Raw genomic sequence first — 15,020 nt, 5'->3', positions numbered from 1 at the left:
AGCCGTCTTCGCGAACTCTTAAACCCTGCGCGCGTTCTGCATCGCACCGCGATAGCGGTTCACGATGTCGTCGTAGACGATCGGGCTAAGCAGGTTCTGGAAGGCGCAGCCGACCAGGTTGTTCTGCCACCAGATCACCTCGCACTGCAGCGCGGCAAGGCCGGGAAGCTTGAGCCAGCACAGCGTGCCGACGGCAAGGCGGTTGACGCAGATGGCGGAAAAGCCGCCAAGCGACAGGTCCTGCACCTCGCTTGAAAATCCGTGTCCGCCGGCCGGGCGCAGCGTGACGGGTATCGTCAGCTGCAGACGCGGAGAGCTGCGATCTTCCTGCGACGCCGCGAAATAACGGTCGGAGAGGAAAAATTCGGTCATGGCGTTCGTTCCCATACCAGAGGACAACCATGGCCGACTGCATGCTCACGCACGAATCGGCCGTTCTTGAGTTCCACCAGTGTGCGATAAACGCGGTTAAGACGGAGTTACTTCGGATCCTTAACGGCGATAATTTCACCGTTGCCGAAGTCTTTACCAAGAATGTTGGCAATGAACTGCGCCACCACCTCGGGCGGCTGCACGGTTGCCGGATCCTCACCCGGAAAGGCCCGCGCGCGCATTTCGGTACGGGTGCCGCCGGGGTTCACGATGGCCGTGCGCACCTTGCTCGTATTCGCGTTTTCAAGGGCGTAAGTGGCCAGAAGATTGTCGAAAGCGGCCTTGGTGACCGAATAGCCGGACCAGTATGCCCTGGGGCTTGCCCCTACGGTGCTGGTAAGGCCGATGACCCGCGCAGCCTCGGCCTTTTTCAGCATCGGGTGGAACGCGGCCAGCAGCGTCTGCGTCGCCAGCACGTTAACCGTCAATGCGTGGCTGAAAGCCTTCGGATCGAGGTCCTGCACCGAAGTATGCGGCACGAAGACCGCCGCGTTGATGACCAGAACGTCCAGCGCGTCCCAGCGTCCGGCGATGGCCGTGGCCAGACGCGCGATCGAGTCGGGCTCTGCCAGATCCATCGGCGCGATCGTCGCGCTGCCGCCGGCGGCGTGGATCTGTTCCTCCACCTGTTCCAGCTTGCGGGCATCGCGCGCGGTCAGGATCACGTGGGCGCCGCGCGCGGCCAGTTCGATGGCCGTGGCCGCACCGATCCCGCGGCTTGCCCCGGTGACGAGCGCGAGCTTCCCCTGAAGGGGCTTGCCGGTCGCGGTGTCGGTCATCAGGCGGCCTTTTCGTCCAGCTTCTTGCCCAGCAGCGGCAGCTGCGGGGTCTCACGCTCGGCCAGATCGGTCAGGCTGGTGGGATATTCGCCGCTGAAGCAGGCGTCGCAATATTGCGGGCACTTGGCCTTGCGCTCGCTTTCGCCGACCGCGCGGTAAAGCCCGTCGATCGACACGAAGGCAAGGCTGTCGGCCTGAATGAACGAACGCATCGCTTCGGTATCCATGCGCGCGGCAAGCAGCTTGGACCGTTCGGGCGTGTCGACGCCGTAGAAGCAGGAATGCATCGTCGGCGGGCTGGCGATGCGCATGTGCACTTCGGATGCGCCGGCATCGCGCATCATCTGCACGATCTTGAGGCTGGTGGTGCCGCGCACGATCGAATCGTCGATCAGGATGATGCGCTTACCCTCTACCAACGCGCGGTTCGCGTTGTGCTTGCGCGCGACGCTGGAATGGCGCTGGCCGTCGCTGGGTTGGATGAAGGTGCGGCCGACATAGTGGCTGCGGATGATGCCCAGTTCGAAGGGAACGCCCGATTCCTGCGCATAGCCGATGGCGGCAGGCACGCCCGAATCGGGCACCGGAATGACGATATCGGCATCGGCGGGGCTTTCGATGGCAAGCTGCTGGCCGATCGCCTTGCGCACGGAATAGACCGAGCGGCCGCCGCTGATCGAATCGGGGCGGCTGAAATAGACGTGTTCGAAGATGCACGGGCGCGACGCGGGCTTGCCAAAGGGGCGGTGACTGCGAACCGAACCGTCGAAGTCCACCTCGATCAGCTCGCCCGGCTCAACCTCGCGCTCAAACTTAGCGCCGACGATGTCGAGAGCGACGGTCTCGCTGGCAAAGACGGTGGCATCGCCCATCTTTCCCATAACGAGCGGGCGGATGCCCAACGGGTCGCGGCAGGCGGCCATGCCGTTGTTCGTCATCACGATCAGCGAATAGGCGCCCTCTACCAGCCGCAGCGCATCGACGAAGCGGTCCAGCATCGTGGGATAGCGGCTGGTGGCGACGAGGTGGATGATCACCTCTGTATCGCTGGTCGACTGGAAGATCGCGCCCTTGCGCACCAGATCGGCGCGCAGGTGCATCGCGTTCGAGATATTGCCGTTGTGGGCGATGGCGAAACCGCCGCTGGCCAGATCGGCATAGAGCGGCTGCACGTTGCGAAGCCCTGCGCCGCCGGTGGTGGAATAGCGCACGTGGCCCGCGGCCATTTCGCCCGGCAGCTGGGCCAGCGCCTCTCCGGTCGAGAAATTCTCGGCGACGTGGCCGGTGCCACGGCGGGAATAGAATTCATTGCCGTCGAAGCTGGTGATGCCGGCAGCTTCCTGCCCGCGATGCTGCAGCGCGTGGAGGCCCAGCGCGGTTACGGCGGCGGCGTCGCGCGCGCCGATCACGCCGAATACGCCGCACTCCTCGCGCAGCTTATCGCCATCAGTATCGAGGAAAGGATGGCCAACACCCATTCCGGATTGGTCGAACTCGATGGCCGTCATGCCGTGGATCTTCCGCTTGTTGCCTGCCGGGGGCTGCGTGGGTTGACTAGCAGAAAGGGTGCTGCGCGTCACCTGCGCCGTTCGGGGCGCCTTTGCCCATGTTTCACCGCGATTACAACCGGCGATTGCCTTGCTTTTTCGCAACCGCACAAATGCCGACGCGGGTTGCCAGTCGGGGAACCGGGGCCTAATCAACCGCGTTGAAGGCACCAGTCGGCGCGCACCCCATGTCCTGCGCCGCATAGCAGGCAGTTTCCCGGTTTGATTCTCTCACCTTTCGAATGGACCATCGCCAAGCGCTACATGCTGCCTGGCAAGGGCGAGGCGTACATCGCCATGGTGGCGGGCATCAGCCTTGCCGCGGTGATGCTGGGCGTGGCTGCGCTGGTCATCGTGATGAGCGTGATGAACGGCTTCCGGGCCGAACTGCTGGACAAGATCGTGGGGCTGAACGGCCATGCGGTGATCCAGGCTTACGGAGGGCGGCTGGATAACTGGGAATCCGTGTTGGAAGACGTGCGCAAGACGCCGGGCGTGACGCGTGCCGAACCGCTGATCGAACAACCGTTGCTGGGCAGCTACGAAGGCCGCGCGGAGGCCGTGCTGGTGCGCGGGTCGACGCCCGAATCGATTGCCGAGCTGAAGGACAAGAACCTGCTCGGCAATCTGGACCTGCTGCAGCCGGGCGCGGGCCGCGTCGCGATCGGTTCGCGGCTGGCGCAGAACCTTGGCATCCGCATCGGCGATGTCATCACCGTCATCAACCCGCAGGGGCGCACGACGCCGTTCGGCACCGTGCCGCGCGAAATCGGCTATGAAGTGGCCGCTATCTTCGAAATCGGCATCTACGACTATGACAACGCCTATGTCGTCATGCCGATGAAGGATGCGCAGACGCTGCTGCTGATCGGCGATTCGGTCGGCATGATAGAGGTGATGACCGAAGACCCCGACACCGTTGGCGAGACGCTGGCCCCGCTGGGCCGGAAGCTGGCAGGCCGCGCCGTGGTGAATGACTGGAAGACGATCAACGCATCCCTGTTCGAGGCGCTGGCCGTGGAACGCGTGGCGATGTTCGTGGTGCTGTCGATCATCGTGCTGGTCGCCGTGTTCAACATCCTGTCCAGCCTGATCATGCTGGTGCGTGCCAAGACGCGCGATATCGCGATCATGCGCACGATGGGCGCGACGCGGCGTTCGATCCTGAAAATCTTCGTGACGGCAGGTTTCCTGATCGGCACGCTGGGCACCGGCGCGGGCCTATTGCTGGGCTTCGTCGCGCTGGAATTCCGGCAGTCGGCGGTGAGGCTGGTCGAACTGCTGACCGGACAGGAATTGTGGGACCCGTCCATCCGCTTCCTTTCCGAACTGCCCGCGCGCACCGATCCGGGAGAAGTGATATTGATCGTGCTGATCGCGCTGGTGCTCTCGTTCCTCGCCACGCTTTACCCTGCGTTCAAGGCGTCGAGCACGGACCCGGTACAGGTGTTGCGCTATGAATAATGCGGTTGTCGAACTGAAGGGCCTGACCCGCTCCTTCACGCAAGGGGGCGTCACCATCGATGTCCTGCGCGGCATCGATCTTGCCATCATGCCCGGAGAGATCGTGGCCCTGCTCGGCCCGTCGGGTTCGGGCAAGTCGACGATGTTGCAGGCGGTGGGCCTGCTGGAAGGCGGCTTTGGCGGCGAAATCGCGATCTGTGGCCAGCGGGCGGAGAAGTCCAACGGCGACGCGCGCACGGCGTTGCGGCGCGAACACTTGGGCTTCGTGTACCAGTTCCATCACCTGCTGCCCGATTTCGACGCGAACGAGAACGTGATCCTTCCCCAGCTTGTCGCGGGCGTTCCGCGCGAAGAGGCGGAAGTGCGGGCAAAGGAATTGCTGACCGCGCTTGGCCTTGGCCACCGGCTGACGCACCGGCCCAGCCAGCTTTCGGGCGGGGAGCAGCAGCGCGTGGCCGTGGCCCGTGCGCTGGCCAACAAGCCCGATCTGGTGCTGGCGGACGAACCCACCGGCAACCTTGACGAGGCGACGAGCGACCGTGTGCTGGAGGAATTCCTGCGGCTGGTGCGCGGGCAGGGCAGCGCCGCGCTGATCGCGACCCACAACGAGCGTCTGGCCGCGCGGATGGACAGGGTTGTGCGCCTGCACGAAGGTGTGCTGCACCACGCCTGAATTTCCCGTAAATCAGGGAAAAAACGGATGCCTCGTGCGTTGATGGTGTGAAACACCGTAAAACGACGAAAGGGGGATTTGATGAGCGAACATCCCAGCACATTCCACGCAGAGCCGCTTGATCCGAACGCCAGCGACTGGAACGATCACGCATCGCTGCACCGCCGCGCCGAAGGACAGTCGAGCGATATGTTGCGCGGCCTCAACGTCATCCGCGAAGGGACGTTCGCGGAGATGATCCGCTTCGTGAAGATGCTGCCGGAAAGTGACCGGACGGGTCTTGTCATCCAGAAGTCGGGCGACCGCGTGTTTACCCTTGGCGAGATCGAGGCGCTGGCCCGGCGGGACGATTTTCCCGCCGCGTGATCGCGGGCGTCGAAGCGGGGCAGAAAGACGGGGACACCCCTGTTGAAACGCGCACTGCACTCTCGCGCGGGGCGGTTCGTTTCGTTAGCGTGACACCATGTCCTTCGCGCCCTTCGTACCCCTTCGCGTCTTTTCCAGCTTCACGATGCTGGAAGGCGCGATCGATCCGAAGAAACTGGCCAAGCTGGCCAAGGAACGCGGCTTTCCCGCCATCGCCATCTGCGACCGCAACGGCCTTTACGGCTCGATCGCCTTTGCGGGCGCGGCCAAGGATGTCGGCGTGCAGCCCGTCGTCGGCACGCTGCTGGCCGTCCAGCGCCCGAATCGCGATACGATCGACTGGATCGCGCTCTATGCGCAGGACGAGGATGGGTGGAACAACTTGTGCCACCTCGTCTCCAAGGCGCACCTCGATCGTCCGCTGCACCTTGACCCCCACGTGCCGATGGGTGCGCTGGAGGGGCATACCGACGGGCTGATCTGCCTTACGGGCGCGGGCGAAGGCGCGCTGGCGCGGCTGCTGGCGGCGGAGCAGGCGGAAGAGGCCGCAGCCTATGCCGACAGGTTGCAGGCGCTGTTCCCGAACCGGCTATATGTCGAGATTGCGCGCAGCGGCGCGGAGAACGAGGCGGAGAGCGAGGACGCGCTGATCGACCTTGCCTATGCGCGCGACCTGCCCATCGTCGGCACGAACCCCGCGCTGTTCGACGAGGCGAGCTTCCACCCCGCGCACGATGCCATGCTGTGCATCGCCAGTTCGACCTATATCGATAACGAGGACCGCCCCCGCGCGCCCAGGGATGCATGGGTGAAACCGGCGGATGCGATGGCACAGGTCTTCGCCGATCTGCCCGAAGCGCTGGCCAACACGATGGTCGTCGCCCAGCGCTGCGCGTTCATGCCGCCCTATCGCAAGCCGATCCTGCCCAGCCTTGCCGGCGATCTGGAGGGTGAGGCGCGCATGATTACAGAGGACGCGAAGCGCGGCCTTGAAAAGCGGCTTGAGCCGTATGGCGAGATGGAGCCGGAAGAGCGGCAGAAGTATTTCGACCGCCTGCAGTTCGAGATCGACATCATCGTCGGCATGGGCTTTCCCGGCTACTTCCTGATCGTTGCCGACTTCATCAAGTGGGCGAAGGATAACGGCATTCCGGTTGGGCCGGGCCGTGGTTCTGGTGCAGGTTCGCTGGTGGCGTGGGCGCTGACGATTACCGATCTCGATCCACTGCGGCTCGGCCTGCTGTTCGAACGTTTCCTAAACCCCGAACGCGTGTCGATGCCCGACTTCGACATCGACTTCTGCGAAACGCGGCGCGGCGAGGTGATCCGCTACGTCCAGAAGAAGTACGGGCACGATCACGTCGCGCAGATCATCACCTTCGGCAAGATGAAGGCCCGCGCCGTGCTGCGCGATTGCGGCCGCATCCTGCAGATGAGCTACGGCCACGTCGACCGGCTGACCAAGATGGTGCCGAACCTTCCGGCAGACCCGTGGACGCTGGACCGCGCGCTGAACGGCATCGCCGAGTTCGCGGGTGAGTATAAACGTGATCCCGAAGTGCGCCGGTTGCTCGACCTTGCGATGCAGCTGGAAGGCCTGCCGCGCAATTCCTCCACCCACGCCGCGGGCGTGGTGATCGGCGACCGTCCGCTCTCGCAGCTCGTCCCGCTCTACCGCGATCCGCGTTCGGACATGCCGGTGACGCAGTTCGACATGAAGCATGTCGAATCGAGCGGCCTTGTTAAGTTCGACTTCCTCGGCCTGAAAACCCTGTCGGTGCTGCGCAAGGCGGTTGATTTGCTCAAGCGGCGCGGGATCGAGATCGATCTCGATGGTCTGCCGTGGGACGACGGGGGCGTGTTCCAGCTTCTGAAGCAGGGCAATACCGTCGGCGTGTTCCAGCTGGAATCGGAAGGCATGCGGCGCACGCTGGCCGCGGTGAAGCCGACGCGGTTCGAGGACATCATCGCGCTCGTCTCGCTCTATCGCCCCGGCCCGATGGACAACATCCCCCTGTTCGGCCAGCGCAAGAACGGACAGGCGGAAATCGAATATCCGCACCCCAAGCTCGAAGGCATCCTGGCCGAGACGTACGGCATCTTCGTCTATCAGGAACAGGTGATGCAGGCCGCGCAGATCCTTGCCGGATACTCGCTGGGCGATGCAGACTTGCTGCGCCGCGCGATGGGCAAGAAGGTGCAGGCCGAGATGGACGCGCAGCGAACGCGATTTGTCGAAGGCTGCAAGGAAGTCAGCGACATCGACGCGAAAAAGGCGAACGAACTGTTCGACTTGATCGACAAGTTCGCCGGCTACGGCTTCAACAAGTCGCACGCCGCTGCCTATGCGTTGCTCGCCTATCAGACCGCGTGGCTGAAGGCGCATTATCCGCACGAATTCTACGCCGCATCGATGTGCTTCGACATGCACCAGTCGGAAAAGCTGTCGGTCTTCGTCGACGACATGCGACGCTATCCCGGCGGCGGTCTGGAATGCGCCGGCCCCGACATCAACATGAGCGAGGCCGAATTCACGGTCGAGCCGACCGACGAAGGGCACCGCGTCCGCTACGCGCTGGCGGGCATCCGCAACGTCGGCGAAAAGGCGATGGACGCGATCGTCGCCGAGCGCGAGGCACGGGGCAAGTTCGATGGCCTGAAGGATATGTTCGAACGGCTACCCGCAGGTTCGATGAACCGCCGCCAGCTGGAAGGGCTGGCCTGTGCCGGTGCGCTGGACAGCCTTGAGCCGAACCGCGCCAAGGTCATCGCCAATGCCGACATGCTGCTCGCCGTGGCCGATGCCGCCGTGCGCGAAAAGGAAAGCGGGCAGGGCGGGCTGTTCGGCGGGGAAGACCATGCCGAGGCGGACTTGCGCATGGTCGAAACGCCCGCATGGCCGCGCAAGGACCAGATGGAGAAGGAGCGCGAGAATTTCGGCTTCTACTTCGCGGCCCACCCCGTCAGCCAGTGGCGCGCGGTTGCCAGTTCGCAGGGTGCGCGATCCTATGCCAGCCTGATGGCCAGCGGGTCGGAAGACGGCGGCGGCAGCGGGCGCACCAGCGCGGTGATGGCCGTGCTGGTCGAAGGGGCGAACAAGCGCCAGACGCGCAAGGGCCGCGATTTCGTGATGGCCGATTTCTCCGACCAGTCCGGCCAGTTCAGCGCATCGTGTTTCGAGGAAGGGCTGGTCGACAGTTTCCGCGATTGGGCAAAGTCGGGCGAATGCGTGCTGCTGAATGTCGAGCTTGACCGCCCAAGCCCCGAAGAGCCGCCGCGCGTTACCGTGCGCGGGGCAAGAGCGCTGACGGCGGTGAAGGGGTCGGCGCGGATGGAACTGCGCCTGACGATCGACCGGATCGACGCCATCGGCGAGCTGGCACTCGCTCTGCCGCGGGCAGAGGGCGCGACAGGTGAAGTGATCGCCCGCCTGCTGTTGGGTGAAGGGCGGGAGGCGACGATGCTGCTGGGCCGCGATTTCGCGCTGGACGGCGAACTGGCCGACCGGCTGGCAGAGATCGCGGGTGTCAGCGCCGCCGCATTGTCGGCCAAATCGAAGCAGGCGCTGCGGCTGGTCGCCTGATCCTCAGTCCGATTCGAGCCAGCGGCGCATTTCGGCGTCTTCGCGGTCGGCTTCGTATTCCTGCTGCATCCTGCCCGTTTCGGCGCTCATCTTCAGCGCGTCTTTCTGCATCTGCGGCAGGTTGCGCATCATCGCGCCGGTGTTCTGCATCTGCACTTTGGCATTGTCGAACGGTCGCTTTTGCATCGTGGAATCGACCAGTTCGCGAAATCCGATCTCCTTCATCTCGTCCACCGCCGGGGCGGCCGCGCCGTCACTTGGCGAACCGCCGCCGGTGCACGCGGTTTTCACCTGAACCGCGTCCCTGCGGGCCTGGAAAACGGTGGCCGTGCAGCCGAACCGCGCATGGGCGCCTTCCGCCGCGAAACGGACCTTGTCGGCGGAAACCTTGCTGATTGTCAGGTCAAGATTGCCGAAGGGCATCTGCCCTTTGACGGGCGCTGCCGTCAGCAGCCGGTCGACGGCCTGTTCCGTCGTCAATGTATAGGCGGGGCCATGCGCCGTATCGAGGCGTTCGAACGTGCCGAACTTGAAGGGCGGGGCGAAGAACGTGGCAAGCCCCACGCCGAAGACGGCGACGCCGCCCAGAACGATTTCCTTCATAGCCGGGTAATCCCCCTGATTTGCGAAGAAAATTCTCGCACACAGAGTTTGCCCAACCGTAAACGCGATAGTTTACAGCAACGACAGCTGCCCGTCTGCCGAAGGCGCGCGAAAGCGGGAGCAGTCCAGCGTCACCTGCCGCTGCGGAATCCTTGCGCGCCGGATCGCCAGCCGGAAGCGTTGCCGGAACAGGTCTGCCCATGCCCCTTGCGGGCGGAAGCGGGCGTGGAAGTCCGGTTCGTTGTCCTTGCCCCCGCGCATTGCGCGCACGGTGTTCATGACTTTCGCCGCGCGGTCGGGGAAATGCGTGTCCAGCCATTCGCGCATCAGTGGCGACACCTCGTGCGGCAGGCGCATCATGATCCAGTTGGCGGATTGCACACCAACCGCGCCGGCCCGTTCAACGATGCCTTCCATGAATTCGTCGGTGATAGCGGGAATGACCGGCGCGATCATGCAGTTTGCCGGCACGCCCGCATCGACCAGACGGGCCAGTGCATCGATTCGCTTTGCAGGGGCAGAGGCGCGCGGTTCGAGCAGGCCCGACAGGCGCGGGTCCAGCGTGGTGACCGAAAGGCTAACGGCGACGAGATCCATCCGCGCCATCTGCGCCAGCAGGTCCAGATCCCGCAGCACACGCGCCGATTTGGTGGTTATGGCCACGGGGTGCCGCACTTCCAGACAGAGTTCGAGGATCGCGCGGGTGATCCGGTAACGCGCCTCTATCGGTTGGTAGGGATCGGTGTTCGTGCCCATCGCGATCACGGCGGGGGCATAGCCCTTTTTCGCCAGCGTCTTGCGCAGCAGGCTTGCCGCGTCGGGCTTCGCAAACAGCTTCGTTTCGAAATCCAGCCCCGGCGACAAGTCGTGATAGGCGTGGGTCGGTCGCGCAAAGCAATAGACGCAGCCATGCTCGCAACCGCGATAGGCGTTGATGGACCGGTCGAAGGGAATATCGGGAGAGGCATTGAACGACAGGATCGCGCGCGGGTGCTCCTCCGTCACCGTCGTGCGCAGTTTGGGGGCAGGACCGTCAATGCCCGCCGCCTCGTCCAGCCAGTCGCCATCCGCCTCGCGCGCGGCAAGGCCGAAGCGCTGCGGCACTGCGTTCGAAGGCGCGCCGCGACCGGAAAAGGCACGAATCGGCATGAGCTTATTGTATGGCCGAGCACGGAACATAACAAGAACTACTAGCGCCAAGCGATTGAACGACCTATGGTTCGGGCATGAGCGAATTCGGACCGTTTCACTATCGTGTAGAGGAAGCAGAGGCCGTCGTGGCGGGCCGGATGGCGATGAAGGCGCGCATGTTCAGGCCGCCGGCGAAGTGGCTTATCGTCGCCATTGTGGTCGTCGCGGTGCTGTTGCTGGTTCTGGACGCGATGGACGGATACCTGAACCTCGCATCGACTTTCGCGCTGGTCGTGGTGCTGCCGCTGCTGTGGGTGGTGCTGCTGGTGATGGCGCCCATTCAGGCGCGGCGGCAATACCGGCAAAGCGCGCAGTTGCGCGACGATCATACCCTGTCCTTCGATGAAGATGCGATCACTTTCATCGGCAGTCGCGGCACGGTGCGCATCCCGATGGCGGAATATCGCGAAGTGCTGGCGGGGAAGGGCGTGATCCTGCTTTACCAGACGGAGATGTTCTACAACCTCGTGCCGACCTGCGCGCTGGGCGATGCGGCGGACGAATTGCTGCGAAGGCTGGAAGCAGCAGGCGTCAGGCGGTTGTAGGGCTCAGCCGCGATAGATCCCGTCCTTGTCCGGACGGATTCTGGCGGCGCCGAGGATCGTTTTCACCGTGTCCGCTGCCAGGGCACGCAGGTTGGGACCCGGCCTGCCCGGCGGCCCTTTGAAATCGGCGTCGACATGCGGGCCAGCCTTGCCGGTGCGCAGCCATGCATCCGCTTCGGGCAACAGTGCGACCAGTCTGCCGACCAAGGCGCGGCAGGCGTCACGGTCGTCGCGGATATCGTCGTATCGGAAATCGCTGGACCATTGATGCCGGTCCGATCCGTCTTCGCCTTCGTGCCACAGACGGGCGCGCTGCTTGCGGTCATGGTCGGCAATCGCTGGCAATCCGGCCTGTGACGGATCGGATTTCAGCAGGCGGCGATAGCGCGCTTCGCTGAACGGGGATCGCGCCATGTCGGTCGAAAAGCCGCCGCCGTACTTGTCGGTGCGGATGGCAAAGCCGTGCCACTGCCCGTCGGCAAGGCGGTGAAATTCGGGGTATTTGCCGTCAAACCCCAGGCGGACCAGTTCCGGCTCCAGCAGCTCGCGGATCGCGGCGCGGACATGACGGTTGGATTTCGCCGCGTCAGCCATGTTCGCCTTACTTCTCGCGTAGGCGCGGGATCAGTTCCACGAAGTTGCAGGGGCGGTTCCGGCTGTCCAGCTGTTCGGCAAGAATGCCGTCCCACCCGTCCTTCACCGCGCCGTTCGATCCGGGCAGCGCGAAGATATAAGTGCCGCGCGCCACCACCGCGCAGGCGCGCGACTGGATCGTGCTGGTGCCGATGGTCTGGAAACTGATCCAGCGGAACAGTTCGCCGAAACCGGGTATTTCGCGCGTCTTTACCCGGTCCAGCGCTTCTGGCGTGACGTCGCGGCCGGTCAGGCCCGTGCCGCCGGTGATGACGACGACATCGATGGTCTCATCCTCGATCCATGCGTGAAGCTGTGCGGTGATGAGGCCGACATCGTCCTTCAGGATGCGACGGTCGATCAGCGTGTGGCCCGCGTTGTGGATGCGGTCGGCAAGGATGTCTCCGCTCGTATCCTCGTCCGGTCCGCGCGTGTCCGATACGGTCAGCAGCGCGATGCGGATCGGCTTGAAGGTGCGGGATTCGTCGATGGCCACCGTGTAACGCCTTTCTAGCGGGTCGCGCCCGACAATACCGGCTTGCCGTTCCGTGAAACCGCGCTGGCACCGCCGGGGCCGGGGAATTTCGGCCACAGGTTCTGGGCAAAGGCTTCGCGCACGTCGGACGTCTCACCATCCTGCCGCCGGTACATCAGGTAGTTCTTCGTCACGATCGCGACATAGCCGCGCGTTTCCCAATAAGGGATCGATTCCATCCATAGCAGCGGATCGCCGAAGTCGCGGATTTCGGTGTTCCAGCGCGTGATCGGCGACAGCCCCGCGTTATATGCGGCCATGATCTTGGGCAGCAGGCCCTGCGTTCCGCCCGAATCGCGCAGCATCTCCAGATTGCGCTGGCCGAAGCTCATGTTCGTGGCCGGATCTTTCAGGTCATAGCTGCCAAGGCCGAGCGATGGCGCATGGTGGCGTGCGGTGCCGGGCATGATCTGCATCAGGCCGACCGCGCCCGCGGGGCTGACGGCTTCGGCGCGGAAGTTCGATTCCTGCAATGTGTGGGCGTAGGCGAGTGCGGGATCGACGCGCCACCCCTCGTTCGGGGCCCAGCGCGTTACCGGATAGCGCGTTGCCGGATCGGCCTTTGCCCCGCGCGGTGCGTTGTACGCCATGTAAAGCTGCGTTCCCGGCAGGCCGAGCGCGCGGGCAAGGCGCGACAGCGAATCGAATTCGCCCGGATCGCCGATGCTGGCCTGATGGCGCAGCACTTCGTCGGCCAGTCCCTCTCGCCCGATTTCCACCAGCGCGATCGCCGTCTTCACATTTGGTTCGCCGGCGATCTGCTGCCAGTCGCGGGCGGAGAAATCCTGCCCGACGGCGGCCTTGGGCAGTTCCATGCCCAGCTGTTCCGCCGCGATCATGCCATAGAGCGTCTCGCTATATCCGGCGGCGGAGCGCAGCGACGGATCGGCCAGTTCCGGCTGGCGACAGCGGGTGAAACTGCGCGCTGCCCAATAGAGCGATGCGGCGCGCAATTCCTCGTTCGCGGCGGTTTTCGATGCGTTGGTGAAGCCGTCTGCGGCCAATGCGCAATCGCCCAGCCGCCATGCGGCCAGCCCCGCAACCCACCAGCCTTCGCCGACCCATGCGCCGGTGCCGCCATTGGCGACATTGCGGGCCAGTGACAGCGCAGCGGCATCGTTGTTCTCGATATAGTAGGACCATGCGACCTTCTGCCTCCATTCGGCCCGCGCCTCGCCCGAAAGCGTGGCGTCCACACCGTCCAGCAGGATGCGTGCGCCCGCCGGATCGTCGTTCTTGATCCGGTCGGTGATGGCGTTCGCGATCTCGTCCGGCATCGTCATGTCGCCGGTCTTGCGCGGCAGGATGCGTTTGGCAGGCGTGCGCATCGAGACCAGCCGCTGCGTGCCCGGCAATTGCGGCCCGCTTTCAAGGCCCCGCTTGATCGCCAGCCGCCCGATCTGTCCGGCCTGCGGCAGGTCCGTTCCCATCGCCAGCCACGCGTTCAGCTGGTCCAGCCCGATCACGGGGCTTTTCGGATTGAGGTAGTATTCGGCCAGCGCCACCTGCTTCATCGGCTCGTCCGGCCGCAGGGCAAGCCGGGCTTCCACTTCCGTCCAGTTTTCCGCATCGATCAGCGCGAAGATGCCGGAATAGAACGCGCGCTGTTCGCCGTTCAGCTGGTCCGGAATGCGGACGGAGGCCGTGCCGGGCACGGTGGTGTTGGCGTGGGCGGGTGCGGCGATCGCGGCGGCGCTTCCGGCAAGGGCCAGCGCGGCGCAGAAACGCTTCAGGCGTGACGTTCCGGGGATTGACGGGACCATCATGGCAAACCTTATGCGGGCAACAGGGTAAAGACTGACTGAACGGCGCAAAAGCAGGGCCGCAGGCCAGTCACATGGCACCACGTTGAATCCACTGGGCTTTTTCGTCAATCCCTGTTGGCGAATGCAAGCCAGCGTTGCCAGAAAATCCTTTTGTATCCGGCCCTTGGTGCCATCTGGGCGAGTGGATAAGCCGCAATTACGGGGATTTCGCGCGTTCCGGCGACAACCACGCCCGTGCCGTCCGCATCGAATTTCTCGGGCGCAAGCAGGGCGACAACCTCTCTCGACAGGACGAGCAGACGTTTTGGTGCGACGAGCTGGACATGGCGGCGCAGAACCGCTCCCATTCCGGCTGCCGCGATTTCTGCCCAGTCTGCCGCAGGGGTGAGCCGGGGGAGGGCGGACGCGCGATAAATCGCCCCCGGCGCAAGGCCCATGGCCCGTTCGATCGCATCGAGAAGCGCGCCCTCCGGCCCCGAAAGCAGGGTGCCGGTGTCGACCGATTCGGGCTGCGCGACGATCACCATCAGTTCGGCGCCAGCCGCACCGCGCGGGGGCACACGCCTGTCTGCCGGCCCGCTGTCCAGCGACGGTTCGGCCAGCCACCACGGCGCGAACGCCTCCAGCCGGTCCGGCCAGTGATCCGTATTGTCGGATACAGCCGCGACATCGGGCGTGGACGGGCCAAGCGGCCTTGCCGGAGGAAGTTCGACCGGCGCGATACGCGGCGGTGCATCGGGTGCATTCGCCGCCTCTGCCGCCGCCAGCATGTCCTGTGCTTCGTCGATGAAGGCAAGATCGACGCCCGCGTCCTGCCAGAACGCGGCGTGCGATTCGATCATGGCCTTCCAGTCGGAAGCGTTTCTGGCCAAAGTTCCAGTTCCCTAAAGCGGCGGGCCTTGC

The 15,020-nt window shown here is 64.6% G+C and carries 14 protein-coding genes; 5 read left to right on the top strand and 9 right to left on the bottom strand.

Features of this window, described 5'->3' with window-relative positions; genetic code table 11:
• Positions 1–18: 18 nt before the first annotated feature.
• The 3 genes from A7A77_RS03725 to purF all read right to left on the bottom strand — a co-directional run bounded on the left by A7A77_RS03725 (position 19) and on the right by purF (position 2,689).
• Positions 19–372, bottom strand: a complete 354-nt coding sequence (locus A7A77_RS03725) for a PilZ domain-containing protein (protein WP_066554440.1) — start codon at positions 370–372, stop codon at positions 19–21.
• A gap of 107 nt (positions 373–479) precedes the next feature.
• Positions 480–1,211 (bottom strand): SDR family NAD(P)-dependent oxidoreductase, encoded by a 732-nt coding sequence (locus A7A77_RS03720; RefSeq protein ID WP_066553840.1) that lies wholly within the window; start codon positions 1,209–1,211, stop codon positions 480–482.
• Complete coding sequence (gene purF, locus A7A77_RS03715; protein ID WP_066554437.1) at positions 1,211–2,689, bottom strand: amidophosphoribosyltransferase; 1,479 nt, start codon at positions 2,687–2,689, stop codon at positions 1,211–1,213. The genes A7A77_RS03720 and purF overlap by 1 nt, the downstream gene beginning before the upstream one ends.
• A gap of 291 nt (positions 2,690–2,980) precedes the next feature.
• Between purF and A7A77_RS03710 the strand changes: the two genes are divergently transcribed.
• The 4 genes from A7A77_RS03710 to dnaE all read left to right on the top strand — a co-directional run bounded on the left by A7A77_RS03710 (position 2,981) and on the right by dnaE (position 8,844).
• The gene (locus tag A7A77_RS03710) at positions 2,981–4,222 is read left to right on the top strand and encodes a lipoprotein-releasing ABC transporter permease subunit (protein WP_066553838.1); all 1,242 of its coding nucleotides are present in this window, start codon (positions 2,981–2,983) and stop codon (positions 4,220–4,222) included.
• Positions 4,215–4,895: an ABC transporter ATP-binding protein gene (locus A7A77_RS03705; protein WP_066553836.1), complete on the top strand. Its 681-nt coding sequence runs from the start codon at positions 4,215–4,217 to the stop codon at positions 4,893–4,895. Before A7A77_RS03710 ends, A7A77_RS03705 begins: the two co-directional genes overlap by 8 nt.
• An 81-nt stretch (positions 4,896–4,976) precedes the next feature.
• A complete protein-coding gene (locus A7A77_RS03700; RefSeq protein WP_066553834.1) occupies positions 4,977–5,261 on the top strand; it encodes a hypothetical protein in 285 nt (94 codons plus the stop codon).
• 97 nt (positions 5,262–5,358) lie between these two features.
• Positions 5,359–8,844, top strand: coding sequence for a DNA polymerase III subunit alpha (gene dnaE, locus A7A77_RS03695; RefSeq protein WP_066553833.1), 3,486 nt, complete (start codon positions 5,359–5,361; stop codon positions 8,842–8,844).
• Positions 8,845–8,847: 3 nt separating this feature from the next.
• On the opposite strand, the gene A7A77_RS03690 is transcribed toward dnaE, so the two are convergent.
• Complete coding sequence (locus A7A77_RS03690) at positions 8,848–9,447, bottom strand: hypothetical protein (RefSeq protein WP_066553831.1); 600 nt, start codon at positions 9,445–9,447, stop codon at positions 8,848–8,850.
• Between the two features lie 72 nt (positions 9,448–9,519).
• Positions 9,520–10,596, bottom strand: a complete 1,077-nt coding sequence (locus A7A77_RS03685) for a PA0069 family radical SAM protein (RefSeq protein WP_066553829.1) — start codon at positions 10,594–10,596, stop codon at positions 9,520–9,522.
• Positions 10,597–10,673: 77 nt separating this feature from the next.
• Between A7A77_RS03685 and A7A77_RS03680 the strand changes: the two genes are divergently transcribed.
• Positions 10,674–11,183 (top strand): YcxB family protein, encoded by a 510-nt coding sequence (locus A7A77_RS03680; RefSeq protein ID WP_066553824.1) that lies wholly within the window; start codon positions 10,674–10,676, stop codon positions 11,181–11,183.
• A gap of 3 nt (positions 11,184–11,186) precedes the next feature.
• Here A7A77_RS03680 and A7A77_RS03675 read toward each other — a convergent pair whose 3' ends face one another.
• From A7A77_RS03675 to A7A77_RS03660, 4 genes are all read right to left on the bottom strand, one after another.
• The gene (locus A7A77_RS03675) at positions 11,187–11,777 is read right to left on the bottom strand and encodes a DUF4304 domain-containing protein (RefSeq protein WP_066553821.1); all 591 of its coding nucleotides are present in this window, start codon (positions 11,775–11,777) and stop codon (positions 11,187–11,189) included.
• Between the two features lie 7 nt (positions 11,778–11,784).
• Complete coding sequence (moaB, locus tag A7A77_RS03670; RefSeq protein WP_066553813.1) at positions 11,785–12,312, bottom strand: molybdenum cofactor biosynthesis protein B; 528 nt, start codon at positions 12,310–12,312, stop codon at positions 11,785–11,787.
• Positions 12,313–12,326: 14 nt separating this feature from the next.
• The gene (locus A7A77_RS03665) at positions 12,327–14,117 is read right to left on the bottom strand and encodes a lytic transglycosylase domain-containing protein (RefSeq protein ID WP_066553810.1); all 1,791 of its coding nucleotides are present in this window, start codon (positions 14,115–14,117) and stop codon (positions 12,327–12,329) included.
• Between the two features lie 104 nt (positions 14,118–14,221).
• Positions 14,222–14,989, bottom strand: coding sequence for a uracil-DNA glycosylase family protein (locus A7A77_RS03660; protein ID WP_216635542.1), 768 nt, complete (start codon positions 14,987–14,989; stop codon positions 14,222–14,224).
• Positions 14,990–15,020 lie beyond the last annotated feature (31 nt).

Source organism: Croceicoccus bisphenolivorans, assembly GCF_001634625.1.
Classification (GTDB): domain Bacteria; phylum Pseudomonadota; class Alphaproteobacteria; order Sphingomonadales; family Sphingomonadaceae; genus Croceicoccus; species Croceicoccus bisphenolivorans.
The sequence above is the reverse complement of the archived record's forward strand: the minus strand, read 5'-3'. Positions and strand labels throughout refer to the sequence as shown.

Excerpts from the sequence above, each read along its gene's own strand:
- A7A77_RS03725 (WP_066554440.1), bottom strand. The coding sequence starts at position 372 with ATGACCGAATTTTTCCTCTCCGACCGTTATTTCGCGGCGTCGCAGGAA.
- A7A77_RS03720 (WP_066553840.1), bottom strand. The coding sequence starts at position 1,211 with ATGACCGACACCGCGACCGGCAAGCCCCTTCAGGGGAAGCTCGCGCTC.
- purF (WP_066554437.1), bottom strand. The coding sequence starts at position 2,689 with ATGGGTGTTGGCCATCCTTTCCTCGATACTGATGGCGATAAGCTGCGC.
- A7A77_RS03705 (WP_066553836.1), top strand. The coding sequence starts at position 4,215 with ATGAATAATGCGGTTGTCGAACTGAAGGGCCTGACCCGCTCCTTCACG.
- A7A77_RS03700 (WP_066553834.1), top strand. The coding sequence starts at position 4,977 with ATGAGCGAACATCCCAGCACATTCCACGCAGAGCCGCTTGATCCGAAC.
- dnaE (WP_066553833.1), top strand. The coding sequence starts at position 5,359 with ATGTCCTTCGCGCCCTTCGTACCCCTTCGCGTCTTTTCCAGCTTCACG.
- A7A77_RS03690 (WP_066553831.1), bottom strand. The coding sequence starts at position 9,447 with ATGAAGGAAATCGTTCTGGGCGGCGTCGCCGTCTTCGGCGTGGGGCTT.
- A7A77_RS03685 (WP_066553829.1), bottom strand. The coding sequence starts at position 10,596 with ATGCCGATTCGTGCCTTTTCCGGTCGCGGCGCGCCTTCGAACGCAGTG.
- A7A77_RS03680 (WP_066553824.1), top strand. The coding sequence starts at position 10,674 with ATGAGCGAATTCGGACCGTTTCACTATCGTGTAGAGGAAGCAGAGGCC.
- A7A77_RS03675 (WP_066553821.1), bottom strand. The coding sequence starts at position 11,777 with ATGGCTGACGCGGCGAAATCCAACCGTCATGTCCGCGCCGCGATCCGC.
- A7A77_RS03665 (WP_066553810.1), bottom strand. The coding sequence starts at position 14,117 with ATGATGGTCCCGTCAATCCCCGGAACGTCACGCCTGAAGCGTTTCTGC.